This is a genomic window from Cellulomonas sp. WB94 (assembly GCF_003115775.1).
GTDB lineage: Bacteria > Actinomycetota > Actinomycetes > Actinomycetales > Cellulomonadaceae > Cellulomonas_A.
The window spans coordinates 2363504-2389525 of record NZ_QEES01000002.1 but is presented as its reverse complement, the minus strand read 5'-3'; the positions used below and the strand labels follow the sequence as shown (position 1 = coordinate 2389525).

General features: G+C 73.5%; 22 protein-coding genes. 17 read left to right on the top strand and 5 right to left on the bottom strand.

Annotated elements, in window-relative coordinates:
• Positions 1–41: 41 nt before the first annotated feature.
• The 7 genes from DDP54_RS12205 (at position 42) to DDP54_RS12165 (ending at position 9473) form a co-directional block, all read left to right on the top strand.
• Positions 42–1700, top strand: coding sequence for an acyl-CoA carboxylase subunit beta (locus DDP54_RS12205; protein ID WP_109131964.1), 1659 nt, complete (start codon positions 42–44; stop codon positions 1698–1700).
• Between the two features lie 25 nt (positions 1701–1725).
• Positions 1726–2292: a hypothetical protein gene (locus DDP54_RS12200; RefSeq protein WP_109131963.1), complete on the top strand. Its 567-nt coding sequence runs from the start codon at positions 1726–1728 to the stop codon at positions 2290–2292.
• A complete protein-coding gene (locus tag DDP54_RS12195) occupies positions 2289–2528 on the top strand; it encodes an acyl-CoA carboxylase epsilon subunit (protein WP_109131962.1) in 240 nt (79 codons plus the stop codon). The genes DDP54_RS12200 and DDP54_RS12195 overlap by 4 nt, the downstream gene beginning before the upstream one ends.
• Before the next feature lie 67 nt (positions 2529–2595).
• On the top strand, positions 2596–4542 hold the full coding sequence (locus tag DDP54_RS12190) for an ATP-binding cassette domain-containing protein (RefSeq protein ID WP_197711389.1): 1947 nt from the start codon (positions 2596–2598) through the stop codon (positions 4540–4542).
• A complete protein-coding gene (locus DDP54_RS12185; protein WP_109131961.1) occupies positions 4539–6338 on the top strand; it encodes an ABC transporter ATP-binding protein in 1800 nt (599 codons plus the stop codon). The genes DDP54_RS12190 and DDP54_RS12185 overlap by 4 nt, the downstream gene beginning before the upstream one ends.
• A gap of 910 nt (positions 6339–7248) precedes the next feature.
• Positions 7249–7710 carry a hypothetical protein gene (locus DDP54_RS12170; RefSeq protein ID WP_109131958.1) on the top strand — a complete coding sequence of 154 codons (462 nt, stop codon included), beginning with the start codon at positions 7249–7251 and terminating at the stop codon, positions 7708–7710.
• Between the two features lie 35 nt (positions 7711–7745).
• Positions 7746–9473 carry a DUF885 domain-containing protein gene (locus DDP54_RS12165; protein ID WP_109131957.1) on the top strand — a complete coding sequence of 576 codons (1728 nt, stop codon included), beginning with the start codon at positions 7746–7748 and terminating at the stop codon, positions 9471–9473.
• 46 nt (positions 9474–9519) lie between these two features.
• Here DDP54_RS12165 and DDP54_RS12160 read toward each other — a convergent pair whose 3' ends face one another.
• Complete coding sequence (locus tag DDP54_RS12160) at positions 9520–10176, bottom strand: vitamin K epoxide reductase family protein (RefSeq protein ID WP_109131956.1); 657 nt, start codon at positions 10174–10176, stop codon at positions 9520–9522.
• A gap of 145 nt (positions 10177–10321) precedes the next feature.
• On the opposite strand from DDP54_RS12160, the gene DDP54_RS12155 reads away from it, so the two are divergent.
• The 8 genes from DDP54_RS12155 (at position 10322) to DDP54_RS12125 (ending at position 19309) form a co-directional block, all read left to right on the top strand.
• A complete protein-coding gene (locus tag DDP54_RS12155) occupies positions 10322–10993 on the top strand; it encodes a Maf family protein (protein WP_109131955.1) in 672 nt (223 codons plus the stop codon).
• 188 nt (positions 10994–11181) lie between these two features.
• Entirely contained in the window at positions 11182–12996 is a 1815-nt protein-coding gene (locus DDP54_RS12150; protein WP_197711388.1) for a biotin carboxylase N-terminal domain-containing protein, read from the top strand.
• Between the two features lie 2 nt (positions 12997–12998).
• A complete protein-coding gene (locus tag DDP54_RS12145; RefSeq protein ID WP_109131954.1) occupies positions 12999–13511 on the top strand; it encodes an NUDIX domain-containing protein in 513 nt (170 codons plus the stop codon).
• A gap of 151 nt (positions 13512–13662) precedes the next feature.
• Entirely contained in the window at positions 13663–14514 is an 852-nt protein-coding gene (gene efeU, locus DDP54_RS12140) for an iron uptake transporter permease EfeU (protein WP_109131953.1), read from the top strand.
• A gap of 43 nt (positions 14515–14557) precedes the next feature.
• Positions 14558–15757, top strand: coding sequence for an iron uptake system protein EfeO (gene efeO, locus DDP54_RS12135; RefSeq protein WP_109131952.1), 1200 nt, complete (start codon positions 14558–14560; stop codon positions 15755–15757).
• A 98-nt stretch (positions 15758–15855) separates the two neighbouring features.
• Positions 15856–17211, top strand: coding sequence for an iron uptake transporter deferrochelatase/peroxidase subunit (efeB, locus tag DDP54_RS12130; RefSeq protein WP_109131951.1), 1356 nt, complete (start codon positions 15856–15858; stop codon positions 17209–17211).
• A gap of 44 nt (positions 17212–17255) precedes the next feature.
• Positions 17256–17411, top strand: coding sequence for a hypothetical protein (locus DDP54_RS18205; protein ID WP_158274519.1), 156 nt, complete (start codon positions 17256–17258; stop codon positions 17409–17411).
• Positions 17408–19309 carry an endonuclease/exonuclease/phosphatase family protein gene (locus DDP54_RS12125; protein ID WP_109131950.1) on the top strand — a complete coding sequence of 634 codons (1902 nt, stop codon included), beginning with the start codon at positions 17408–17410 and terminating at the stop codon, positions 19307–19309. Before DDP54_RS18205 ends, DDP54_RS12125 begins: the two co-directional genes overlap by 4 nt.
• A gap of 78 nt (positions 19310–19387) precedes the next feature.
• On the opposite strand, the gene DDP54_RS12120 is transcribed toward DDP54_RS12125, so the two are convergent.
• Entirely contained in the window at positions 19388–20845 is a 1458-nt protein-coding gene (locus DDP54_RS12120) for an NAD(P)H-quinone dehydrogenase (protein WP_242448380.1), read from the bottom strand.
• A gap of 91 nt (positions 20846–20936) precedes the next feature.
• Between DDP54_RS12120 and DDP54_RS12115 the strand changes: the two genes are divergently transcribed.
• Together DDP54_RS12115 and DDP54_RS12110 are read left to right on the top strand one after the other, a co-directional pair.
• Positions 20937–21779 (top strand): purine-nucleoside phosphorylase, encoded by an 843-nt coding sequence (locus tag DDP54_RS12115; RefSeq protein WP_109131948.1) that lies wholly within the window; start codon positions 20937–20939, stop codon positions 21777–21779.
• A gap of 90 nt (positions 21780–21869) precedes the next feature.
• Positions 21870–23741, top strand: a complete 1872-nt coding sequence (locus tag DDP54_RS12110) for a phospho-sugar mutase (protein WP_109131947.1) — start codon at positions 21870–21872, stop codon at positions 23739–23741.
• A 58-nt stretch (positions 23742–23799) separates the two neighbouring features.
• On the opposite strand, the gene DDP54_RS12105 is transcribed toward DDP54_RS12110, so the two are convergent.
• The 3 genes from DDP54_RS12105 to DDP54_RS12095 all read right to left on the bottom strand — a co-directional run bounded on the left by DDP54_RS12105 (position 23800) and on the right by DDP54_RS12095 (position 26007).
• A complete protein-coding gene (locus tag DDP54_RS12105) occupies positions 23800–24015 on the bottom strand; it encodes a cellulose binding domain-containing protein (RefSeq protein ID WP_277949606.1) in 216 nt (71 codons plus the stop codon).
• Positions 24016–24214: 199 nt separating this feature from the next.
• Positions 24215–24898 carry a deoxyribose-phosphate aldolase gene (gene deoC / locus DDP54_RS12100; RefSeq protein ID WP_109131945.1) on the bottom strand — a complete coding sequence of 228 codons (684 nt, stop codon included), beginning with the start codon at positions 24896–24898 and terminating at the stop codon, positions 24215–24217.
• On the bottom strand, positions 24895–26007 hold the full coding sequence (locus DDP54_RS12095) for an adenosine deaminase (RefSeq protein WP_109131944.1): 1113 nt from the start codon (positions 26005–26007) through the stop codon (positions 24895–24897). Before DDP54_RS12095 ends, deoC begins: the two co-directional genes overlap by 4 nt.
• Between the last annotated feature and the right edge of the window lie 15 nt (positions 26008–26022).

Genomic DNA, 26022 nt, shown 5'->3' with positions numbered 1-26022 from the left:
TCAGCATCCTGTCGGGCGGCTCGGACGTCTAGCCTCGGAGGGTGACCGACCCGACCCCCGCTGCAGGCCCGGCTGCTTCCCCGGCCGCTTCCCCGGCCGCCTCCCCTGCTGCAGACCCGAGCCCTCGGCTCAGCACGACCGCCGACAAGCTCGCCGACCTCGCGACGCGCCACGAGGCCGCCGCGGTGGCCGCTGAGGCTGCTGCGGCCGTCAAGCAGCACGCGCGCGGCAAGAAGACCGCCCGGGAGCGGATCGACGCGCTCCTCGACCCGGACTCGTTCACCGAGCTCGACGCGTTCGTCAAGCACCGCTCGGTCAACTTCGGCCTCGACAAGAAGCGGATCGCGGGCGACGGCGTCGTCGTCGGGCACGGGACCGTCGACGGCCGGCCCGTCGCCATCTACTCGCAGGACTTCACGGTGTTCGGCGGGAGCGTCGGCGAGGTGCACGGCCAGAAGATCACCAAGGTCATGGACCTCGCGCTGCGCATGGGCGTCCCGCTGGTCGGCATCAGTGACGGCGGCGGGGCGCGCATCCAGGAGGGTGTCGCCGGCCTGACGCAGTTCGCCGAGATCTTCCGGCGCAACGTCGCGGCGTCGGGCGTGATCCCGCAGATCAGCCTCATCCTCGGCCCCTCGGCCGGCGGCGCGGTGTACTCCCCCGCCCTGACCGACTTCATCGTGATGGCCGACGGCACCTCGAACATGTTCATCACCGGCCCCGACGTGATCCGCGCCGTCACGGGTGAGGACGTCGGATTCGAGGAGCTCGGCGGCGCCACGACGCACAACACGAGGTCGGGCGTCGCGCACTACCTCGCGGCCGACGAGAACGACGCGCTCGACTACGTGCGTTCGCTGCTGTCGTACCTGCCCGCGAACAACCTCACCGACCCCCCGACGTACGCGCACGAGTCGGATCTCGGCGTGACAGCCGGGGACGAAGAGCTCGACACGCTGGTCCCGGACTCCGACTCGCAGCCCTACGACATGCGCACCGTCGTCGAGCACGTGCTCGACGAGGGCGTGCTCCTCGAGGTGCAGCCGCTGTACGCGCAGAACATCCTGATCGGGTTCGGGCACGTCGAGGGTCACCCCGTCGGCATCGTGGCCAACCAGCCGCTCGCGATGGCGGGGACCCTGGACATCAACGCCGCGGAGAAGGCCGCGCGGTTCGTGCGGACGTGCGATGCGTTCAACCTCCCGGTCCTCACGTTCGTCGACGTGCCCGGGTTCCTGCCCGGTACCGACCAGGAGTGGAACGGCATCATCCGGCGCGGCGCGAAGCTCATCTACGCGTACGCAGAGGCGACCGTCCCGCTGGTGACGGTCATCACGCGCAAGGCCTACGGCGGTGCGTACATCGTGATGGGCTCCAAGCAGCTCGGCGCCGACGTGAACCTCGCCTGGCCGACCGCGCAGATCGCCGTCATGGGTGCGGGCGGCGCGGTGAACATCCTGCAGCGCGGCGCGCTCAAGGCCGTCGCCGACGCGGGCGGGGACGAGGAGGCCGAGCGGGCGCGGCTCACGGCCGAGTACGAGGACGCCATCGTCAACCCGTGGGACGCCGCCGAGCGCGGGTACGTCGACGCCGTCATCGCGCCGTCGCGCACGCGCGGGGAGATCGTCCGGGCGTTGCGGCTGCTGCGCACCAAGCGCGCCACGACGGTCCCCCGCAAGCACGGGAACATCCCCCTGTGAGGCAGACTCGACGCGTGAGGACATCATGAGCGACCACGACCACGACCACGACGAGCACGGCGAGCACGGGGACAGCCCGGCGCACGGCGCGGAGCCCCTGCACGGGGTCGACCCGAGCGACCTGCACGGCGTCGTGGACGCGCTGTCGGCGAGCCTGCACGAGTACATCGACGCTGCGGTCGGGGTGCGGGCCGAGTTCGGCGCGCACGAGGCCGACGAGGACCCGCGCATCCTCGCGCTCGAGTCGCGCGTCTCGAACCTGAACGCCGAGCTGTACGACGTCCTACACGACAGGCTCGGCCTGCACTCGGACCTGACCGGCATGACGTGGGACGACGGCACCGAGGCTGACGCCGACCTGCCCCCGCAGGAGGAGGAGCTCGACACGTTCCACCTCGGCTTCGTCGTCGGGCCGCCCGCGGGCACCTCGGACCTGTCGATGGACTCGGTGCTCGGGATCGTGGACGACGGCGGCGCCGAGATCGCCCGTCGCCTCACCGACCGTGGGTTCGACGTGACCGAGTGGGGCGCGTCGCGCGGCGTGCCGGTCGAGTTCGAGCCGGACGACGACGAAGAGGACGACATCGAGTGAACGGCCCCGAGCCCGGCGCGGACGGACGCGCGAGCGTCCGGGTCGTCCGCGGCGCACCCGACGACGTCGAGCTCGCGGCCCTCGTCGCCGGCCTGGTCGCCGCGTCGGGCCGGTCCGACGACACTGACGAGCCCGTGACGCGGTCGATGTGGGTGGACCGGGCCCGGGCGATGCGCGGCGACCCCGTGCGCGCCGCTCCGGGGCCGGACGCCTGGCGTTGGAGCCTGCGCGGCTGACGTGCGTGGTGCGTCGCGGGTCGCGAAACGCCCTGCTCCGGGCGCGGCCGACCGCTAGCCTCGCCGAGTGATCCGCGCCTGGTACGCCGAAGCCGTCGCCCCGCGGATCTCGATCCTCCGGCTGCTGCCCACCGCCGGCCCCGCCCTGGTCGCCACGCTGGTCACGCTCAACCTCGTGCTCGGGCTCCTGCCGGTGGCGTTCGTCGTCGCGACGAGCATCGTCGTCGGGCGGGTCCCGGCGGCCGTCGCGGGGGGCATCGGCTCGCCCGCGTGGGACACGCTCGTCCGGGACTTCGTGCTCGCGGCCGTCGCGTTCTGCGGTCAACAGCTGCTCGCACCCGCACAGGGCGCGCTCGGCGTCCGGATGAAGCGCCGCGTCGACGGCCTCCTCCGTGACCGGATGCTCGCGAGCACGCTGCGGTCGACCGGCATCGGCCCCATGGAGGACCAGGCCACCCTCGACGCGCTCAGCGAGGCGACCCGGCACATCGACTCCGACTTCCAGACGGGCGGGGACGCCTGCGCCGGCCTGCTCGCGCTGATCGCCCGGTACGTGCGGCTCACCGGGTTCACCGTCATCGTCGCGGTGGTGTCGTCCTGGGGTGCCGCGCTGGCCCTCGTCGCGGCCACGATGCTCTTCCGGTACGGGCAGCGCGGCGGGCTGCGCAGGTACTCGACCGTGTGGCGCGACGTCACCGGCATCCGACGACGCGCCGAGTACCTGCGAGACGTCGCGATGGGGCCCGGCAGCGCGAAGGAGATGCGCGTGTTCGGGTTGTCGGGCTGGTTCGGCGACCGGTACGAGGACGCGACGGTCTCGATGCTCGCCCCGGTCAGCGCCCGGCGGCGCGCGCTGTACCTGCGGCCCTACCTCGGGTACACCGCGGTCGGCCTGGCGATCGGCGCGGGCGTGCTCGTCGTGCTCGCACGGGGTGCCGCCGCGGGCGACCTGACCCTCACCGGTCTGACGCTCGGCCTGCAGTCGGTGGTCGCCGCCCTCCTGCTCGGGGAGTACTACCCCGAGTCCGACGTCTCCACGCAGTACGGCATGCAGTCCGTCAGCGCGCTCGAGGAGTTCGAGGCGCGCATCGCTCTCGCTCACGACCTGGGGCGATCCGACGGTGTCGTCGGCGTCCCGCCGACTGGCCACGGCATCGCCGTGCGCTTCCGTGACGTCGGCTTCCACTACCCGGGCAGCGACAGGACCGTGCTCGACGGTCTCGACCTCGACCTGCCGGCCGGCCGCAGCACGGCGATCGTCGGCATCAACGGCGCCGGCAAGACGACGCTCGTCAAGCTCCTCACCCGCCTGTACGAGCCGACCTCGGGCTCGATCACGTCCGACGGGGTCGACCTCGCCGACCTCGACGTCGCGGCCTGGCGGCGGCAGGTCAGCGTGATCTTCCAGGACTTCGTGCGCTACGAGCTGTCGGCGGCGGACAACATCGCGCTCGGCGCGGTCCACGTCCCGCGCGACGAGGCGGCCGTGCGCGTCGCGGCGGACCGTGCGGGGATCCTCGAGGCGCTCGACCCGCTGCCGCTGGGCCTGGCCACTCCCCTGTCGCGCGCCTACACGGACGGCACCGACCTGTCCGGAGGTCAGTGGCAGCGGGTCGCGATCGCCCGCTCGCTCTACGCGCTCGCAGCCGGGGCACGGGTGCTCGTCCTCGACGAGCCGACCGCGGCTCTCGACGTGCGCGCCGAGGCGGCGTTCTTCGACCAGTTCGTCGAGCTCACGCACGGGGTGACGACCGTGCTGATCTCGCACCGCTTCTCGAGCGTGCGACGCGCCGACCACATCGTCGTCATCGACGCCGGCCGAGTCGTCGAGCAGGGCTCCCACGACGAGCTGATGCGCTCGGACGGGCACTACGCGCGGCTGTTCCGGCTCCAGGCCGAGCGCTTCGCCGCGGGGCTCGACGCGGACGGCCGCCCCGGTGACGAGGACGACACCGCCCTCGCAGCACCGGATCGGGCCACGGCCGGTGCCACGACGACGGAGGACCGGTCATGAAGCAGACGCTTCGCGGCTCGTTCGAGCTCATGCGGCTCGCGTACCGCCTGGACCGGCGCCGTCTGCTCGTGGCGCTCGCGCTCATGCTGCTGCAGTCGTCCGCACTGCCGCTCGCCGCGCCCGCGCTGGCCGCAGTGACCGATGCCGCAGTCGACCACGACACGGGCGGCGCGAGCCTCGCGGCGGTTCTGGTAGCCGCCATGGTGATCGCCTCGCTGACCGCCGGGCACTTCGCGCACATCTTCTACTTCGAGCTCGGCGACCTCGCGGTCATGCGCCTCGAGCGCGAGCTCATCGACCTGTCGAACGCCTCGCCGGGCATCGAGCACCACGAGCGACCCGACTACGCCGACAAGATCCAGGTGCTGCGGACGGAGCTGGCCCGGTCCGGCTGGGGCTCGATGCAGGCGCTGCTCTCCAGCGTGGGGCTCGGCCTGGCGATCGTCATCACGGGCGTCCTGCTCGCGGGTCTGAACCCCTGGCTGCTCACGCTGCCCGTGGCTGCAGTCCCACCCCTCCTGCTCGGGCGTCGCGCGGAGGCTGCAGTCGCCGACGCACGGGAGCGCGCAGCCCTGGACAACCGGCGCGCGCGCCACCTGTTCGCGCTCGCCACCGACGCCGGCCCGGCCAAGGAGCTGCGCGTGTGCGGGCTGACCGAGGAGGTCAGGTCCCGGCACCTGCACGCGTGGGACAGCGCGACGGACACCCTCTGGCGGGGTGAGGTGCGCGCGAGCGTGCTGCGCGTCGCCGGTCAGCTCGCCTTCGCGCTCGCCTACGTCGGTGCGACCCTGCTCGTCGTGCGCGACGCGGTCGCCGGCCGCCGGTCGGTCGGCGACGTCATCCTGGTGATCACGCTCGCCGCGCAGGTCAACTGGCAGGTCACGTCGGCGGTCACGATCCTGCAGCAGCTCCAGCGCACGGCCCGCACGATGGCCGACCTCGCCTGGGTTCGCAGCGTCGTGCGCCCGCGCCGCGGACCGACGCCCGGTGGCGGACCGACAGTCCCCGCACCCGACGAGATCCGCACCGGGATCGCGTTCGAGCAGGTCGCGTTCACGTACCCGGGAACCGATCGGCCCGTCCTCGAGGGCGTCGACCTGGTGCTCCCGGCGGGCTCCACCGTCGCCGTCGTCGGCGAGAACGGCGCGGGCAAGACGACCCTCGTCAAGCTGCTGTGCCGCTTCTACGACGCGACCGCGGGGACGGTGCGCGTCGACGGGATCGACCTGCGCGACATCGACACCGCCGAGTGGCGCACCCGCATCGCCGCCGGGTTCCAGGACTTCTCGCGCTTCGAGCTGCTCGCCCGCGAGAACGTGGGCGTCGGGAACCTCCCGGACATCGCGTCGGACACCGCCGTGCTCGCGGGGCTGCGGCGCGCGCGCGCCGAGGGCGTGCTCGACCGGCTCGACGACGGTCTCGACACGCAGCTCGGCACGACCCACACCGACGGTGCCCAGCTCTCCGGCGGCCAGTGGCAGAAGCTCGCCCTCGGCCGCGCCATGATGCGCGAGGCTCCGCTCCTGCTCGTCCTCGACGAGCCGACCTCGGCCCTCGACGCGCAGGCCGAGCACGAGCTGTTCGAGCAGTACGCGCTCAACGCGCGCCGCGTCGGCGGACTCACGGGTGCGATCACCCTGCTCGTGTCGCACCGGTTCTCGACGGTGCGGATGGCCGACCTCATCGTCGTCGTCGCGGACGGTCGGGTCAGCGAGTCCGGCTCGCACGACGAGCTCGTCGCGCTCGGCGGGCTGTACGCCGAGCTGTTCGACCTTCAGGCGGCGGCGTACCGGTGAGCGGCTCGGTCAGCACGTCACCGCACCGGGCACAGCCGGGCTGACGCAGAGCCCAGCAGACGCTCGGTCGACCTGACGCAGAGCCGGTCGACTCGGGTCGCCCGCACCGGTGCCCGGTGGTAAGACGTGGAGTGTTCTCGCGGGGCAGCGAGGGGGGTCGTCATGCGCGTCATGCATCGGGTCACCGTCTTCCAGCGGCGGACGTCGCCGAGCGCCATGGTCTCGAGCCGCACCGGGCGGACACGGGCGGTGGCCAGACCCGCCGCGACCGGCGGGCCGCCCCCGGGCCCGTCGTCGACCGTGTCGGCAGCGCGGCCGCCGTCGACGGTGCCGCGCCCACAGCCGTGGTCGACAGAGCCGTTCCCGCCGACGGTCGGGTGGCGCCTCGGCGTGCTGCGCCGCGTGGAGGCCATGGAGGCCGAGCTCGAGATCTACGAGCAACAGCTCGTGACCGGCGCCACCGGGCTGCGGCTGCGCGCGACGCTCGACGCTGCGAAGACCGCCTGCGGGACGCGACCGTCGACCCTGAGCGAGGGCTGGTCGGGGTGCCGCGTCGAGCGCGCCTGGCAGCGCGTCCACGAGGCCCGGGCGCTCATGCCGGTGATCGCACCGGCGAGCGAGCTCCCCCGGCTTCGCACGTTCGCGAAGGACGCGGCCGCTGCGGGCCTGTCGAGGACCGACGGACGGCGCGTCGCGATCGAGGCCGACGCCCTCGGGTCGCGACTCGCCCTAGGCGATCCGCACGACGGTGACCGCTGGCTCATCTCCGACACGATCCGCGGCGCGTACGAGCGGGCCGACGAGCGGTACATCGCGCTGCGGGCGTGGCGCAACCGGCTCTACCTCACCGCCCTGGGCCGTCGCGGCGCTCGCGGGCCTCTGTCTCGCCCTCACGCACTGGCCGGCCGTCGTGCCGCTGTGCTTCGAGCAGGCGACCGGCACCGTCCCCGCGGACGGGACAGCACCGGCCACCGTCCCGCTGTGCCCCACAGGTCTGCAGGTCGCCGGAACCGCCCCGACGTCGCGGGACGTGCTCGTCGTGGTCGTCGCCGGCCTGGTCGGAGCCGTTCTCGTCGCGATCGCTTCGATCCGCAAGGGCTCCCCGACCACCTCCACCTACCGCCTGACGCCGGCGCTCACCGCGCTGAGGCTGCCGCTCGGCGGGATCACCGCGGTCGTCGGCCTGCTCCTCGCCCAGGGCGCGACGAAGATCGGGATCGAGCCGATCACGTCACAGGCGGAGCTCCTCATCGCCGCCGTGGTCTTCGGCATCGCGCAAGAGCCGATCACGAACCTGCTCGAGGCGCGGGCGCGCAAGGTGCAGGACGAGGCGACCGACACGGGCTCCTCGGACGCCGACTCGTCAAAGTGAGAGGGGGTCGCGCAGCCTGACGATATGGTCAAGCAATGACCACGATCACCTCAGGACTGGGCGCGACACGGCACCGCGACGCTTCTCCCATCGACGCGATCGCCGACGCCTACGTCGCCACCTCGGCGGCTCTCGACCCGCTGGCGGCGACCGCGATGGGGATCTCGGGCCACGACCACGAGATGACCGACCTGTCCCCGGCGGGCCACGCCGCCCGCGCCGACGCGGCCCGCGGCACGCTCGTCGCCCTCGACGCGCACGCCCCGAGCGACTCGACCGACGAGGTCACCCTGGCCGCGATGCAGGAGCGCCTCGGCCTCGAGCTCGAGCTCCACGCCTCCGGCGAGCTCCTCGCCGACCTCAACAACATCGCCTCACCCGTCCAGGGGCTGCGCGACGTGTTCGACCTCATGCCGACCGGGTCGATCGAGGGCTGGGAGAACATCGCCGCGCGCCTCAATGCCCTCCCCGTCGCTGTGGACGGGTACGTCGAGTCCCTGCGCGAGTCGGCGTCGCGCGGTCGCGTCGCCGCGATCCGCCAGGTCACGGATGCGATCGCGCAGGCGGGCGAGCTCGCCGACCCCACGTCGTCGTTCTTCACGTCGTTCGTGCACGGTCCCGCGGCGGACCTCGTGCTCGACGACTCGTCCTCGTGCTCGCTCGTGCGCGCCGAGCTCGAGCGTGGCGCGACCGCCGCCCGCGCCGCCTACGCGACGCTGACGGCGTTCCTGCGCGACGAGCTCGCCCCGCAGGCTCCCGAGGCCGATGCCGCGGGCCGTGACCGCTACGAGCTGTGGTCCCGCTACTTCCTCGGTGCGACGGTCGACCTCGAGGAGACCTACCAGTGGGGCCTCGAGGAGCTCGCCCGCGTCGTCGACGAGCAGGAGCGGGTCGCGGAGCAGATCGCCGGCCCGGGGGCCACGGTCGACCAGGCCGTCGCGGTGCTCGACGCCGACCCCGCGCTGATCCTGCACGGCACGGCCGAGCTGCGGGCATGGATGCAGGAGACGTCGGACGCGGCGATCGCCGCCCTCAACGGCACGCACTTCGACATCCCCGTGCCCGTGCAGACCCTCGAGTGCCTGATCGCGCCGACGCACAACGGCGGCATCTACTACACCAGCCCGAGCGACGACTTCAGCCGCCCCGGCCGCATGTGGTGGTCGGTGCCGCCGTCGGTCACGACGTTCAACACGTGGCGCGAGAAGACGACCGTCTACCACGAGGGCGTCCCGGGCCACCACCTGCAGGTCGGGCAGGCCGTGCACCAGCGCGACACCCTCAACACGTGGCGCCGGCTCGCGAGCTGGACCTCGGGGCACGGCGAGGGCTGGGCGCTCTACGCCGAGCGGCTCATGGCCGACCTCGGGTTCCTCGACAACCCCGGCGACCGGCTCGGGATGCTCGACGGCCAGCGCATGAGGGCCGCGCGCGTCGTCCTCGACCTCGGCGTGCACCTCGGCCTGCGGGCGCCTGAGCGGTGGGGTGGCGGGATCTGGGACGCGGACAAGGCGTGGACCTTCCTGCGCGCCAACGTCAACATGCCCGAGGCGTTCGTGCGCTTCGAGCTGCACCGTTACCTCGGGTGGCCTGGACAGGCGCCCTCGTACAAGATCGGCCAGCGACTGTGGGAGCAGGCACGCGACGACGCGGCTGCCGCGACCCGCGCTCGCGGCGAGGCGTTCGACCTGCGGGACTTCCACGCGCGGGCGCTGAACCTGGGTTCGCTCCCGCTGGACATCCTGCGCTCGGCACTCGCCTGACCAACCCGGCGATCGGCCGGGCCAGCAGCTGGCCCGGCCGAGACGGTCAGCCGAAGACGGCCGCGCCGTACTTCAGCAGGATCAGCGCGACGAGCACGATGAGCACCGCGGCAACGACGAACAGGTCGTTGTCGGCATCGACGAACTCCCGGACGGACCGCTCGATCCGCTTGGGCATCCACAGGTTGCCCTCGCGGATGTTGAAGTGCGTGAGCGTCGAGAACACGAGGGTCGTCGAGAGCGTCACGAGCAGGCACCAGGGGCACAGCGCGTGGATGACCATCATCGACTGCTGGAAGAGCCAGTACGCGAACAGCACGCCGATCGTGTAGACGACCTGCGCGGACATCATGAACCAGCGGGGGAACCGTGCGCCGCCGAGGCTCGCGACCGCGATCGTGATCACGACCGGCTCTGCGATCAGCCCGAGGAACGCATTGGGGAAGCCGAGCAGGCTCGCCTGCCACGAGAGCCCGACGGTGCCGCAGCTGATGACCGAGTTGATGTTGCACGCCAGCGTCGCGGCGGGGTCCCTGGCCAGGGCGATCGCATCGACCGACAGCACGAACGAGGCCGTCAGGCTGACGAGCGCCGAGAAGAGCATCGTGCCGAAGATCCAGCGCCGGGACTGGCGGAGCTCGTGGAACCGGCTTCTCGACTCCGGCAGTGCCTCCGGGTCGCTCACGTCGCTCACGTCGATCATCGCTGTTCGGTCCTCAGGTCGGGTGCTGGTGCCGGCTCGGGTCGGCCGGGGCGGCGGCGCGGACGCACGTGCCACCGCATCATCGCCCAGAACCAGGCCGCGGGTCGAGGGCCCAACGTCCCCGGCCTCGGTAGGCTCGCTCGCCGTGACCCGAATCGTCCTCGCCTCCGCCTCCCCCGCCCGCCTCGCGACCCTGCAGTCCGCCGGCATCGACGCGATCGTCGCGGTCTCGCGCGTCGACGAGGACGCAGCGCTCGCGGCCGCGCGTGAGCGGTTCGGCGCGATCGAGCCCGCCGACGCGGTGCTGCTGCTCGCGCAGGCCAAGGTCGAGGACGTCGCGCACTCGATCGCCGACCTCGCGCCCGACCTCGCCGACGCCGACGACCTGATCTTCCTCGGCTGCGACTCGATGCTCGAGATCCACGGCGAGATCGTGGGCAAGCCTCTCGATGCCGCCGACGCGACCGCGCGGTGGCGGGCGATGCGAGGCCGCAGCGGCGTGCTCCACACGGGGCACTGGATCATCGACGACCGCCTGCCGGTGAGCGACGGCGGCCAGGGGACGGCGGGGACCCTCGGCGCGACCTCGTCCACGGTGGTGCACTTCGCGGACCTGTCGGACGCCGAGATCGACGCGTACGTCGCGACGGGCGAGCCGCTCGTGGTCGCGGGCGCCTTCACGATCGACGGCCTCGGCGGAGCGTTCGTCACGGCGATCGAGGGAGACCACCACGGTGTCGTCGGGGTGAGCCTGCCGCTGCTGCGCGAGCTGCTCGGCGAGGTCGGCGTCCTGGTTCCGGACCTCTGGCGACACTGACGACTGCCGGCCCGCTGGGCGCCAGTTGTCACCTCCGCACAAACCGAGCGCGCCCGGACCAACGGTGGCGGCGCGTCGTCGTCGGATACCTCCAAAGGCGACGCGTCCACGCATAGGCGGTCCACCAATCTTCGCGGCGCGACCGCGGTGCGGGTGAGATGTCCGGGCCGCCCGCGTTACGGTGAGCCGTGCCCGCCATCTCCAAGGTCCTCATCGCGAACCGCGGCGAGATCGCTGTCCGCATCGCCCGTGCCTGCCGCGACGCCCGGATCGGCTCCGTCGCGGTCTATGCCGACACCGACCGCGAGGCGCTGCACGTGCGCGTGGCGGACGAGGCGTTCGCGCTGTCCGGTGCGCGGGCTCAGGAGACGTACCTCGACATCGCCAAGCTGCTCGACGTCGCGCGCCGCTCCGGAGCCGACGCCGTCCACCCGGGCTACGGCTTCCTCGCCGAGAACGCGGACTTCGCGCGGGCCGTCATCGAGGCGGGCCTCGTGTGGATCGGACCGCCCCCGGCGGCGATCGAGGCGCTCGGCGACAAGGTCAGCGCCCGGCACATCGCCGCCCGCGCGGGCGCACCGCTCGTCGCCGGCACGCCCGACCCGGTGACGGGCACCGCCGAGATCCATGCCTTCGCGGCCGAGCACGGCCTCCCGGTCGCGATCAAGGCGGCCTTCGGCGGCGGCGGGCGCGGGCTGAAGGTCGCGCGCACGTTCGACGAGATCGACGAGCAGTTCGAGTCGGCGGTCCGCGAGGCCACCGCGGCGTTCGGTCGCGGCGAGTGCTTCGTCGAGCGGTTCCTCGACCGGCCACGGCACGTCGAGACGCAGTGCCTCGCGGACGCCCACGGCACGGTCGTCGTGGTCTCGACGCGCGACTGCTCGCTCCAGCGCCGGCACCAGAAGCTCGTCGAGGAGGCGCCCGCGCCGTTCCTCACGGACGCGCAGAACGCCGAGCTCGTGAGCTCGTCCGTCGCGATCCTGCGTGAGGCCGGGTACGTCGGGGCGGGCACGTGCGAGTTCCTCGTCGGGGCCGACGGGACCATCTCGTTCCTCGAGGTCAACACGCGGCTGCAGGTCGAGCACCCCGTGACCGAGGAGGTCAGCGGGATCGACCTCGTGCGCGAGCAGCTGCGGATCGCGGCGGGCGAGCCGCTCGGCTACGACCACGTCGCGACCCGTGGGCACTCGTTCGAGTTCCGCATCAACGGCGAGGACCCCGCCGCGGGGTTCCTGCCGGCGCCCGGACGCATCACGCGCCTGCGGTTCCCCGCCGGGCCCGGCGTGCGGGTCGACTCGGGTGTCGTCGAGGGCGACACGGTCTCGGGGCTGTTCGACTCGATGATCGCGAAGGTCATCGTCACGGGATCCACGCGCGCGCAGGCGGTCGAGCGGGCCCGGCGCGCGCTCTCCGAGCTCGAGGTCGAGGGGATCCCGACCGTCATGCCGTTCCACCGCGCGGTGCTCGAGGAGGCCGACTTCGTGCCGGCCGACCCCGCAGAGCCGTTCCGTGTGCACACGCTGTGGATCGAGACGGAGTTCGGGGACCGGCTCGCGTCGCTCGTCGCTCCGACCCACGAGACCACCGCGGGTTCCAGCGGGGCGGGGGACGCCACCGACGAGGACGAGGACGAACCGATCGCGCTCGAGCGGGTCATCGTCGAGGTCGGCGGGAAGCGGCTCGAGGTCGTCCTGCCGGCCGCTCTCGGCTTCGGCCGCGGACGTCCCGGCAACCAGGCTCGTCGCCCCGTGCGCCGCCAACCCGTGAGATCGGTCGCGAGCACGAACGGCGCCACGCTCTCGTCGCCGATGCAGGGCACGATCGTGAAGGTGGCGGTCGTCGACGGCGCGGAGGTGGCCGAGGGTGACCTCATCGTCGTCCTCGAGGCCATGAAGATGGAGCAGCCGCTGCTCGCCCACCGCGCGGGTCGCGTCACGGGGCTCGTGGCCGCGGTGGGCTCGAGCGTGGGCGCCGGGACCACGATCTGCGACATCGTCGTCTGAGCATGGCGTCAGCGCCGCAGGGTGCCCCCCGGCACCCGTCACCTGGCGACGGCTGGGTGGAGTGCGCGTGCGGTCGCCGGCACTGGGGTCTGCACGGAGCGGCGGGCCTCCTCCTGGCGCGGCGCTCGCCCGAGGGGTCCGGGTGGGACGTCGTGCTGCAGCACCGGGCCCTGTGGAGCGACCAGGGCGGCACGTGGGGCATCCCTGGCGGAGCCCGGGCACCGGGCGAGTCCGCGGTCGAGGCTGCGCTGCGGGAGGCCGGCGAGGAGGCGGGCATCGATCCGGGGTCGGTCCGCGTGCTCGGCTCCCAGGTGCTCGACCACGGGAGCTGGAGCTACACGACCGTCCGCGCCGAGGCCGTCGGCCCGCTCGAGCCTCGCCCGACCGATGCCGAGAGCCTCGAGATCGCGTGGGTCGCGACCCACGCCGTGGCCGACCGCCCTCTGCTGACGGCGTTCGCCGCCGCGTGGCCCGGGCTGCGCGCTCAGGTGGAGGGCTCAGCGCCCGTCGCGTGAGCCACCGAGGTTGTGACGACCCTCACAGCGCGCGCATCGCGGACGGCCTCGCCCGGCTCGGCAGCCATGCCGTACAGTCGACGTAAGGTAAGGCACTCCTCACTTAGCCAAGCCTCACTCGTGACTCCTGAGACCCCTGCGGAAAGCTGCCATGCTCGCCAACTTCCTCATCGGCCTGCGCGAAGGCCTCGAGGCCGCGCTCGTCGTCGGCATCCTCGTCGCCTACGTCGTCAAGACCGGCCGGCGCGACCTGCTCCCCGCGGTGCGGGCCGGTGTCGCCGTCGCCGTGACCGTCTCGCTCGCCTTCGGCGCGGTCCTCACGTTCGGGCCGCAGGGCCTGTCGTTCGAGGCGCAGGAGGCCATCGGCGGGTGGCTGTCCATCGCCGCGGTCGGCCTCGTCACCTGGATGATCTTCTGGATGGCGCGCACCGCGCGCTTCCTCAAGTCCAACCTGCAGCACGGCCTCGACGCCGCCATCGCCGCCGGCAAGCGGGCCGTCGTCGTGATGGCGCTGTTGGCCGTCGGGCGCGAGGGCCTCGAGACCGCGCTCTTCCTGTGGGCCGGCGCCAAGGCGACCGGCACGTCGACGTCGCCGCTGCTCGGTGCAGCACTCGGGCTCGCCGCAGCGATCGCGCTCGGCTGGCTCGTGTACCGCGGGGCCGTGCGCCTGGACCTGCGGGTCTTCTTCGCGTGGACCGGGCTGTTCCTCGTCGTCGTCGCCGCCGGGGTGCTCTCCTACGGGGTGCACGACCTGCAGGAGGCCGGCATCCTGCCCGGGCTGCACGCGCTCGCGTTCGACGTCTCGACGTCGATCCCCCCGACGAGCTGGTACGGCACGCTCCTCAAGGGCGTCTTCAACTTCTCCCCCGCGACCACGTGGATCCAGCTCGCGGCGTGGGTCGCCTACCTCGTCCCGACCGCGACCGTCTTCATCCGCACGACCTGGGGCACACCGACCCGCGCATCCCGCCCCGCCGCTGTACCGGCCGGCGTCCCCGCCTGACCTCCCCCCCGCACCGCCAGCCCTGCCGTCCCGGAGGACACCCATGCCCCGCTCCGCCCTGTCCGCAGCAGCCTGCGCCGCGCTCGTCCTGCCGTTCGCGGCGGGCTGCGTCGCGAACACGCCTGCGAGTACGTCCGCGGCCGGGTCGGGCGCGGTGACGGTCGACTCGTCGGCGACCGCGTGCACGCTCTCGGCCGCCACGGCACCGTCCGGCACCCTGACGTTCTCGGTGACGAACTCGGGCACCGACGTGACCGAGTTCTACGTGCTCGCGGCGGACGGTCTGCGGGTCGTCGCGGAGGTCGAGAACCTCGGTCCCGGCCTGACCCGGGACCTCGTCGTGCAGGCCCGGCCCGGCACCTACGTGACGCAGTGCAAGCCCGGCATGGTCGGCGAGGGCATCAGGTCGGACTTCACCGTGACGGACTCCGGCACGACGGTCGGGCCGACGGGCGACACGGCCACCCAGCTCGCCGAGGCCGAGGAGTCCTACGTCTCCTACGTCAAGGACCAGGTGGGCACCCTGATCTCCGGAACCCAGGAGTTCGCCGCCGCCTACGTGGCCGGGGACGACGCCACGGCACGCGACCTCTACGCCGCGACCCGCCTGCACTGGGAGCGCATCGAGCCCGTCGCCGAGTCGTTCGGCGACCTCGACCCGTTCCTCGACCTGCGCGAGGCCGACCTCGAGGCGGGCCAGGCGTGGACCGGCTGGCACCTCATCGAGAAGGACCTGTGGGCCCCGGCTGCCGACGCGAACGGCGGCGTGGCGTACACCCCGCTCACGCAGACCCAGCGGGAGGCGGCGGCCGCGGGCCTCGTCGCGAACACCCAGGCCGTCGTCGACGCCGTCAACGCGCCCGGCTTCACCTTCGAGGCGTTCCAGATCGCCAACGGCGCGAAGGCCCTGCTCGACGAGGTCGCCACGGGCAAGATCACCGGCGAGGAGGAGATCTGGTCGCACACCGACCTGTGGGACGTCCAGGCCAACCTCGACGGTGCCCGCGTCGCGTTCGAGGTGCTGCGCGACGTCGCCGACGCCGCCGACCCCGAGCTCGTCAAGACCCTCGACGCGCGCTTCACCGACCTCGCCGCGCTCGTGTCCGCGCAGGGGTCGGCCGAGACCGGGTTCACGTCGTACGACGCGCTGAGCACCGACCAGGTCAAGCAGATCGCCGCCGCGGTCGACGCCGTGAGCGAGCCGCTCTCGCGCCTGACCGCCACCGTGACGAGCGCGTCCTGACCGGGCAGCCGCGCGAGGAGCGGACCGCCGTCGACGCCGACGAGCGCCATCCGGTCGAGGGGCACGCCGTCGAGGGGCCAGCCGTCGAGAGGCACAGCGTGTCGCGGCGCGCCCTGATCGGGTTCGCCGGGGGCGGGCTCGCGGCGATCGGCGTGGCCGCAGCCGGAGGGTTCGCGGCGGGCCGCGAGCGCGCCGGACAGACCGCGTCAGGGCAGCACGCGGGCGCCACGACGACCTATCCGTTCACGGGCACGCACCAGGCCGGCATCGTCACCCCGGCCCAGGACCGCATGTACATCGCGGCGTTCGACCTCACGACCACCTCGCGCGACGAGCTCGTCGCGCTGCTGCGCACCTGGACCGCCATGGCAGCGCGACTCACGCAGGGGCACCCCGCGGGTCCGTTCGGCCCGGCGTCCGGCCCGTACGACGCGCCGCCCGACGACACGGGTGAGGCGGCCGACCTGCCGCCCGCGGGCCTGACGATCACGTTCGGGTTCGGACGATCGCTCTTCGTCGGCACACCGGCACCGGACGGCACGCCCGGCGTGGACCGGTTCGGCCTCGCGCACCGGCTGCCCGGCGGGCTCGTCGAGCTGCCGCACTTCCCGAAGGACACGCTGGACCCCGCACGCAGCGACGGGGACCTCGTCGTGCAGGCGTGCGCCGACGACCCTCAGGTGGCGGTCCACGCGATCCGCAACCTCTCCCGCGCCGCGTTCGGGACCGCGGCGATCCGGTGGACCCAGCTCGGCTACGGCCGCACGTCCTCGACGTCGACCGCGCAGGCCACGCCCCGCAACCTGTTCGGCTTCAAGGACGGCACCGCCAACCTCAAGGCCGAGGAGCCCGCGGCGGTCGAGGAGCACGTCTGGGTGCCGGCCGCCGACGCCACCGCCGACGCGAGCGACCCCGGCACGGACTCCGCCTGGATGACCGGCGGCTCCTACCTCGTCGCGCGCCGCATCCGCATGGTCATCGAGACCTGGGACCGGACGTCGCTGCGCGAGCAGGAGACGCTGATCGGCCGCACGAAGGGCGAGGGCGCCCCGCTGTCCGGCGGCACCGAGCTCACCGAGCCCGATCTCGCGGCGACGGGCCGTGGCGACGCGCCGCTCATCGCCGCGACCTCGCACGTCCGGCTCGCGCACCCGAGCACCAACAACGGCGTACGGATGCTCCGACGCGGCTACAACTTCACTGACGGCAACGACTCGCTCGGCCGTCTCGACGCAGGGCTGTTCTTCATCGCCTACGTCCGCGACCCGCGCACGCACTACATCCCGATGCAGACGACGCTCTCGCGGGACGACGCCCTCATGGAGTACCTCCTGCACACCGGCTCCGGGCTGTTCGCCGTGCCGCCGGGCCTGCCGGCGGAGCTGCTCACGGCCGACGGGTCACCGCGTACCGGACCCGACGCGCCGTACGTGGGCCAGGCGCTGTTCGCCTGACGGCCACGGCGCCGCCGTCCCGGCCGCGCGGTACGGTGACCGCCGTGACCTCCATGCCTGACGGCTCGACCCGGCCGCCGGCCCCGCCGCGCACCCCGCTGTCCGCGCGGACCCGCGCGCTCGCCCGTGCCGCGGCCCGCGCCCGTGCGGCCCGGACCGACCCCACCACACCCCCGACGCCGGCACGGCGACCCGCGTGAGCCTCGTCGCCGTCCTCACGGTGCTGACCTTGGAGATGGTGCGAGCCGGCGGCCCGCTGGTCGACAGCGCCCCGATGGGCGGCTCCGCCGGCGCGACGACGGTCGGCGCGTACCTCCTGGCCGGCGTGGCAGCAGCCGTGCTGCTTCTCGCGACCGGCCGGCGCGTCACCGGGTCGCCGGACGGCCGCACGGTGCTCGCTGGAACGGTTGCCGCGGCGGTCGCCCGGCTCGTCGCCCAGGGGCTCGACGGTGAGGCCCGCGTCGTCGTCGGGCTCGTGGCTCTCGCACTCACGGTGGGTGTCCTGACGCTCACCGTGGCGTTCGTCGCCGGCCGAGCCACAGGTGGCCGGCAGGCCGCGCTCGGTCTCGTGCTCGGCTCAGGGCTCGCGACGGGGCTTGCGCTGAGCCTCGGGACGTGGGACGCCTTCTGGCGCCACGGGCCCGTGGGCTGGGTCGTCGTCAGCGTGCTGACGGTCGGTGCCGTGGCCCTCGCGCGCGTGCTGCGGGTCGACGGCTCCACCGGGCGCCCGCGCCGGCTGTGGATGCTCGGCCCGTGCCTTGCCCTCGCGACGACGGTCGTCGCCAACCCGGCGTTCGTCGCCGCCCAGACCGGCGAGCCGCTGCGTGACGTCGGGCCGGTGCTCGTGGTCGCGCACGTCGTCACGGTCTGGCTGCTGCTCAGCCCCCACCTGCTGACCGGGACCGTGCGCATCGCGGCGGCGCTCGCCGTCCCCGTCGCCGCCCTCGGCGCTCTCGTCCTGACGGGCGGCGTGGAGCTCGTTGCTGTCGTCGTGCTGCAGCTCGCCGTCGGCGTCGCCCTCGCCACCGGGCTGACGACGCACCGCGTCGCTCCACTCGGCGTTCCGGGCACGGCGCTCGCGGTCGGCGTCGTCGGCCTCGGGGTCGCCGTCCCGTTGCTCGTCGCCCTCGCTGACCTCGACGTCCCGCTCGGCCTGCCCGACCAGGTCGTCGCGCTCGCGGCAGGGCTCGCGCTCACCGTCGCCGGGCTGCGTCGTCGGGTTCCCGCGGCGCCGGTCACGGCCGGGTCGACGGACCTGCCCATGACGCCGGCCGAGCCTGCTCAGCCGTTCCGGTCGAACGCGATCCGCATGCTCGTCACTCCCGCGGTCGTGCTCGCCGTCGTGGGCTGGTGGCCCAGCTCGGCGGCCGCGCCGGCCCCGGCGCTCGCCCGCGGCGACTCGCTCGTCGTCGTCGACTGGAACCTGCACCACGGCGTCGCGCCCGCGGCCGACGTCGACCCGGAGCTCATCGCGCGCACGATCGAGGCGCACGACCCCGACGTCGTCACGCTCCAGGACGTCTCCCGCGGGTCGGTTCTCGGCGGCGGTCTCGACCTCACGACCTGGCTGTCCCACCGGTTGGGGATGCAGGTCGTCGTCGCCCCCGCCGACGACCGCCGGCGCGGGACCGCGATCCTCGCCCGGTCGGCGCTCACCGACCCCGTCGTGACACCGCGGCCGACCGGTGCGCTGCCGCAGCGGGCCTCGGCGGTGTCGGCCACCGTGACGCTCGCGAGCGGGACAGCGGTCCGCGTGACCTCCGTCCAGCTGCAGGATCGTGCTGACGACGACGCCCCGAGCCTCGACGAGCTGCACGCGCTCCTCGCAGCGTTGGAGGCAGACGGACCGGCGGTCCTGGCGGGCGACGTGTTCGCCGAGACGGGCTCGCCCGAGGCCGACGTGCTCGAGGGGGCAGGCTGGACGAGCGCGGTCGACCCTTCCGGCGCCCCCGCCCCGACCTACCCGAGCGACCACCCGCAGAGCGCGGTCGACGTGGTGCTCGCGCAGGGCCTGCAGGCGACGCACGCCGACGTGCCGACGACCCCGCGCTCGTCCGACCACCTGCCGGTCGTCGTGACGCTGCGGCCGATCGGCTGAGGACCTGCCCGACCTGACGACCGACCGACCACCCGGCCGGGCGCCCGATCGGACGCCGCGCGAGGAGCGAGCCGCGGGTCAGTCGTCCTGACGCTGGTGCAGCATCCGGGCGACCTCGGCGATCGACCCCGAGACCGACGGGTAGACGGTGAACGAGCTCGCGACCTCGTCGGCGGTGAGCCGGTGCGAGACCGCGAGCGTGATCGGGAAGATGAGCTCGCTGGCGTTCGGTGCGACGACGACGCCCCCGAGCACCTGCCCGGTCGGGTGCGCGAACAGCTTGACGAACCCGTGGCGCATGCCGAGCATCTTGGCGCGCGGGTTCTGGGCCAGCGCCAGCGTGCTCGTGACGTAGCGGGAGCCGGCCGCCTTGAGCTGCGCCTCGCCGTAGCCGACGGTCGCGATCTCCGGCTCGGTGAAGATGTTCGCGGCGACGGTCCGCAGCGACAGGGGCATGACCGAGTCTCCGAGCGCATGGGACATCGCGATGCGGCCCTGCATCGCGGCCACCGACGCCAACGGCAGCACGCCCGTGCAGTCCCCCGCCGCGTACACGCCGCGCACCGACGTGCGGGAGACCTTGTCGACCTCGACGTGGCCCGACGCGCTGAGCCGCACGCCCGCCTCGACCAGACCGATGCCCGACGTGCTGGGCACCGAGCCGACCGCCATGAGCACGTGGGACCCCTCGACGGTGCGTCCGTCGGTCAGTGTCACGACGACCCCGTCGGCCGTGCGCGTCGCGGACTGCGCGCGCGAGCGCGCCATGAGCGTCATGCCCTGGCCGCGGAACACCTCCTCGATGACGTCGGCCGCGTCGGCGTCCTCACCCGGCAGGACGCGGTCGCGGCTCGAGACGAGCACGACCTCGGAGCCGAGCGCGAGGTACGCCCCGGCGAACTCCGCACCCGTGACGCCGGACCCGACGACGATGAGCCGCTCGGGCAGGCTCGTCAGCTCGTACAGCTGCGTCCACGTGAGGATCCGCTCACCGTCGGGCTCGCCGCCCGGAAGCACGCGTGGGACGGCGCCGGTCGAGACGAGCACGACGTCGGCGTCCAGCGCGTGCTCGCGCCCGCCCGCCTCCGTGGCCACGACACGGCGCGGCCCGTCGAGCCGACCCGAGCCGATCACCATCCGGACACCCTCGCGCTCGAGCCGTGCGTGCACGTCAGCCGACTGCGCGGCCGCGAGCGCCTTGACCCGGACGTTGACCTCACCGAGGTCGACCCGATGCTGCTCCGACTCCCTGATCGCCCGGGTCCGGTCGAGGCGCGCGTGCGTGGCCGCGGGGGCGTCGAGGTGGATGCCCAGGTCGGGGGCGCGATCGGCGATCGTCATCCACTCGGCCGTCGCGATGAGCGTCTTCGACGGCACCACGTCGGTGAGGACGGCCGCCCCGCCCAGCCCGTGCCGCTCGACCACGGTGACGTCAGCGCCGAGCCGACGCGCGACGAGCGCCGACTCGTACCCGCCGGGTCCGCCTCCCAGGATGACGACGCGGCTCGACTGGAGGTCCTGATCGGGTGTGCCCACGTCGCCATTCTGCCCGGCGCGTGCCCACCCGGCCGTGCGGTGCCCGCCCGATGCGCGCGCAGGACCGGTCAGGGCCGATAACCTGACCGCCATGGCCGACCTCGACGACCCGATGACCGATCCCTTCGACGTGGCGCGACTCGCGGCGCAGTACCTGGCGGAGGTGACGGGCGTCGCGCAGCACGACGTCGCGCTCGTGCTCGGGTCGGGCTGGGGCGGCGCTGCCGACCTGCTGGGCGAGACGGTCGCGGAGGTCCCGAGCCACGAGGTGCCGGGGTTCATGGCACCCGCCGTCGTGGGCCACGTCGGGACGATCCGCTCGATCCGCATCGCGGCTCCCGACGCGGCGCCGGACGCACCCGCGCGCCACGCACTGGTCCTGGGGTCCAGGACCCACCTGTACGAGGGCAAGGGCGTGCGACCGGTCGTGCACGGCGTCCGCACGGCCGCCGTCGCGGGAGCCCGCACCGTTGTCCTGACGAACGGGTGCGGCGGCCTGAACCCCGCCTGGGGCCCGGGCACGCCGGTCCTCATCCGCGACCACATCAACCTCACGGCAACGTCACCGCTCGAGGGCGCCACGTTCGTCGACCTCACCGACCTGTACTCGCCGCGCCTGCGGGACCTGGCACGCACGGTCGACCCGAGCCTGGACGAAGGCGTGTACGTGCAGTTCCGCGGCCCGCACTACGAGACCCCGGCCGAGGTCCGGATGGCCGGTCGCCTGGGCGGCGACCTCGTGGGCATGTCGACGACGCTGGAGGCGATCGCGGCGCGGCACGCGGGGCTCGAGGTGCTGGGGCTCTCGCTCGTCACGAACCTGGCGGCCGGCATCACCGGCGAGCCGCTCTCCCACGGCGAGGTCATCGAGGCGGGGCGCGAGGCCGGTCCGCGGATCAGCGCCCTGCTGGCCAAGATCGTCCAGGCGCTCTGACCCTCTGGCGCGACGGCTCGTCCGCCCCGGCGGTGGCGCCCGTCGCAGCCCGGTGCTGCCCGGTGGGGCCGGGGTCGGTAGGTTGTGGGCATGTCGATCGTGCAGCCGGAACCGTGGGAACTGCTCGCCCAGCGCGTCGCCGCGTGGATCGAGGACGATCCGGACGCCCAGACCAGCGCCCAGCTGAGCGCGCTGCTCGCGACGGCCAGCCAGCCGCTCACGGACGTCGGTGCGCACCGCGACGGCTCGGCGCGCACCCCGCGCGAGGAGTCGCTGGTCCAGGACGTCGCCGGCGCACGTGCCGACCTCGCCGACCGGTTCTCCGGCCTGCTCCAGTTCGGCACCGCGGGGCTGCGCGGTGAGCTCGGCGGCGGACCGCACCGCATGAACCGCGCGGTCGTCATCCGCGCCGCGTCGGGGCTCGCGGACTACCTGCTCGGTGAGCTCGACGGGCTGACCCCGGCCCCGCGCGTCGTCGTCGGCTACGACGCCCGGCACCGCTCGTCCGACTTCGCGCTCGACACCGCGGCGGTGCTCACGGCCGTCGGCCTCGAGGTGCTCGTCCTGCCCTCGGCGTTGCCCACGCCGGTCCTCGCGTTCGCCGTCCGCCACCTCGACGCGGACGCGGGCGTGATGGTCACCGCGAGCCACAACCCGCCGCAGGACAACGGCTACAAGGTGTACCTCGGCGGCCGCGTCGTGACGGGGTCCGGTCAGGGCTCGCAGATCGTCCCGCCCGCCGACGCCGCGATCGCCGCGGAGATCGCCCGGGTCCCGTCCGTCGCCGCGGTGCCCCGCGCCGAGTCCGGCTGGACCGTCCTGGGCCCCGAGGTGCTCGACGCCTACGTGGCCTCGGTCACGTCCCTCGCCGACCCCACGGACGAGGCACGAGCCCGCGCGGGACGCGTCCGCATCGTGCTCACCCCGATGCACGGGGTGGGCGGCGTCACAGGCCAGCGTGTCCTGGCGACGGCCGGGTTCACCGACGTGCACATCGTCCCCGAGCAGGCCGAGCCCGACGGCGACTTCCCGTCGATCCCGTTCCCGAACCCCGAGGAGGCCGGCGCGATCGACCTCGCGACCGCGCTCGCGGGCGACCTCCGCGCCGACGTGGTCATCGCGCTCGACCCCGACGCCGACCGGTGCGGTGTCGCCGTCCGCGACCCCCGCGCCCGCTCGTACCGCGGTCCCGACACCGCTGCCGCCGAGGGCTGGCGCATGCTGCACGGCGACGAGGTCGGCGCGCTGCTGGGCCGGCTCGCCGCCGACCGGGCGCTGCGCTCACCCGCCGGCGCCGACGGGATGGCGCTGGCCAGCTCGATCGTGTCCTCGCGCCAGCTCGCGCAGATCGCCGCGTCGGCGGGCCTGCGTCACGTCCAGACCCTCACGGGCTTCAAGTGGATCTCCCGCGTCGAGGGGCTCGTGTACGGGTACGAGGAGGCCATCGGCTACTGCGTCGACCCCGCGCACGTGCGCGACAAGGACGGCATCTCCGCGGCGCTGCTCGTCGCAGGCCTTGCCGCCGAGCTCAAGGCCTCGGGTCGCACGCTCCTCGACGCGCTGGACGACCTCGCACGGGCCCACGGCCTGTATCTGAGCTCGCAGCTCGCCGGCCGCTTCGAGGACCCTGCCGGCATCGTCGCGGCGATGGGCCGGCTGCGGGCCGCGCCCCCGACGAGCCTCGACGGGTCGCGCGTCGTGGAGGTCGTCGACCTCGAGTCGGGTACCGAGGCGGAGCGGGACGGGCTGCCGCCGACGGAGGGTGTCCGGCTGCTCGCCGAGGACGGCACCCGCGTGATCGTCCGCCCGAGCGGCACCGAGCCAAAGGTCAAGAGCTACCTCGAGGTCATCGTCCCGGTGGCGTCCGCCGCGACCGACGACGAGATCACGGCGGCTCGCACGACGGCGCACGCGCGCCTCGACGCCGTCCGCGCCGACATGGTGAGCGCGCTGGGCCTCTGACCGCGGGGCCCCTGACCGCAGGGCCGAGACCCCTGGAGCTCGTGCCGGCCGGTTCCGGTCAGCTGCTCCGCCCGCACGACGCGGTGAGCGTCGTCGGGTCGGCCGTCGTGGACCCCGCGACGCCGAACGTCGCCGACGCACCCGGCTCCAGCTGGGCGTTCCACGACAGGCTCGCCGCGGTCACCGACCGGCCGTCCGTGGTCGGAGCCGCTCCCCACATGGTCCCGAACGTTTGCCCGTCCGCCATCGTCCAGGAGACCTTCCACCCGTCGATCGCGGCGGCGCCCGCTCCTGCATCGTCCGGTCGCCCCGGTCATCGTCCTGGGTCGACGGACGGCCGTGCGCGGAGCCTGAACGGCTCAGACCGGCCCCGACGCACGCGCCGGTCGCCCGCGCTGGCCCTGACAGTGGCGGACCCCCAGTGGGTCGTCAAAGCCCACCCACCGGGAACCGCACACTTCACCCGCAAACGGTCAGTCGCTCCCGGGGCGGGTGCCCACCGGGAAACCGTCGAGGATGGCCGCCGTGCCCGACAGTCCCAGCCGGGTCGCGCCTGCCTGGACCATCGCGAGGGCGTCCGCCGTCGTGCGGATGCCGCCCGACGCCTTGATGCCGAGCCTGCCACCGACCGTCGCGGAGATGATCTCGACGGCACGTGCCGTCGCTCCCCCCGCGGGGTGGAAGCCCGTCGACGTCTTGACGAAGTCCGCACCTGCGGCCTCGGCCGCGCGGCTGGTCTCGACGATCTCGTGGTCGCTCAGCGCCGCAGACTCGATGATGACCTTGAGCACCGTCGGTGCGGGGGCGGCGGCGCGGACCATGGCGATGTCCTCGCGGATCGACTCGAAGTCCCGCGCCTTGGCGGCCCCGATGTCGATGACCATGTCGACCTCGTCGGCGCCGTCCGCGACGGCCCGGGCTGCCTCGGCAGCCTTGATGGCGCTGCGGTGCTTGCCGGACGGGAAGCCGACGACGGTCGCGACCTTGAGACCGTGGGCGTCGATCGGCAAGAACGACGGCGAGACGCAGACCGCGTACACGCCGAGCCGGACGCCCTCCGCGACGAGCGCGCGGACGTCGGCCGCAGTGGCCTCGGGCTTGAGGAGGGTGTGGTCGACGAACTGAGCCAGTGCGAGCGAGTCGAGCGGATTGCTCATGCGCGGTGCCTTCCGATGGTGTCTGCTGCGAAGGCCGGGAGAATGACCCGGTCGATGAGGTCCTCGCGCTCGTCGTGGTGGAGGAATGCGTGCTGCGCGGCCGTCACCGTGACGTCGCACACGTCGGCGACGGTCCAGGCGGCCTGCTCGGCGAGGAGCGTCAGCTCGCGCGTGAGGGACGTCCCCGACTGCAGCCGGTTGTCGGTGTTGATCGTCACGGCGAAGCCGAGCCGCTTGAGCAGGGTCGCGGGGTGCCGGGCGATCGACGCGGCGGCCCCGGTCTGGACGTTGGACGACGGGCAGATCTCGAGCGGGATCCGCCGGTCCCGCACCCAGTGCGCGAGCAGCCCGAACCGTCCCCGGGCCTGCACGCCCGGCGTGCCCGCGTCGAGCAGCTGGACGTCGTCCATGATCCGCACGCCGTGCCCGAGCCGCTGCGTCCCGGCGAGGTGAACCGCCTCCGCGATCGACTCGAGCCCCCCGGCCTCGCCAGCGTGGACCGTCGTCGGGAAGCTCGCGTCGCGAAGCGTCTGGAAGGCCGACGCGTGACGGGACGGCAGGAACCCCGACTCTGCTCCGGCGATGTCGAAACCGACGACGCCGTTGTACCGGTTGGCGATGGCGAGCGCTGCGAGCTCGTCTCCGCGGTCCGCGTGTCGCATCGCCGTGATGATCGTTCCGATGCGGATCGTGCGCCCGTGCAGCGCGGCCTCGGCGACGCCTTCCTCGAAGCCCTCCTGGACGGCGTCGACGACCTGCTGCAGGGACAGCCCGCGCCGCTGGTGCTGCTCGGGCGCGTACCGCTGCTCGGCGTACACGACGCCGTCCGCCGCAAGGTCGATCGCCGCCTCGCGAGCCACCCTGTGGAGGTTCCCGACCGTCTGCATGACGGCGAGGGTGTGCGAGAACGTGTCGAGGTACTCCTGGAGCGACCCGGCGCTGGCGGCCGTGACGAACCAGTCAGCGAGCTCGGTCGGGTCGCTCGCGGGTAGGTCGTGGCCGATCTCAGCGGCCAGCTCGAGGATCGTGGCGGGTCGCAGCCCGCCGTCGAGGTGGTCGTGGAGCAGCACCTTGGGAAAGCCGGCGAACAGCCCGGGCGCAGACATCATGGAGCCACCGTAGCG

Bases quoted from the DNA above. Each gene is read 5' to 3' on its own strand.
- DDP54_RS12200 (WP_109131963.1), top strand. From the start codon at position 1,726: ATGAGCGACCACGACCACGACCACGACGAGCACGGCGAGCACGGGGAC.
- DDP54_RS12185 (WP_109131961.1), top strand. From the start codon at position 4,539: ATGAAGCAGACGCTTCGCGGCTCGTTCGAGCTCATGCGGCTCGCGTAC.
- DDP54_RS12165 (WP_109131957.1), top strand. From the start codon at position 7,746: ATGACCACGATCACCTCAGGACTGGGCGCGACACGGCACCGCGACGCT.
- DDP54_RS12160 (WP_109131956.1), bottom strand. From the start codon at position 10,176: ATGATCGACGTGAGCGACGTGAGCGACCCGGAGGCACTGCCGGAGTCG.
- DDP54_RS12145 (WP_109131954.1), top strand. From the start codon at position 12,999: ATGGCGTCAGCGCCGCAGGGTGCCCCCCGGCACCCGTCACCTGGCGAC.
- efeU (WP_109131953.1), top strand. From the start codon at position 13,663: ATGCTCGCCAACTTCCTCATCGGCCTGCGCGAAGGCCTCGAGGCCGCG.
- efeO (WP_109131952.1), top strand. From the start codon at position 14,558: ATGCCCCGCTCCGCCCTGTCCGCAGCAGCCTGCGCCGCGCTCGTCCTG.
- DDP54_RS12115 (WP_109131948.1), top strand. From the start codon at position 20,937: ATGGCCGACCTCGACGACCCGATGACCGATCCCTTCGACGTGGCGCGA.
- DDP54_RS12110 (WP_109131947.1), top strand. From the start codon at position 21,870: ATGTCGATCGTGCAGCCGGAACCGTGGGAACTGCTCGCCCAGCGCGTC.
- deoC (WP_109131945.1), bottom strand. From the start codon at position 24,898: ATGAGCAATCCGCTCGACTCGCTCGCACTGGCTCAGTTCGTCGACCAC.
- DDP54_RS12095 (WP_109131944.1), bottom strand. From the start codon at position 26,007: ATGATGTCTGCGCCCGGGCTGTTCGCCGGCTTTCCCAAGGTGCTGCTC.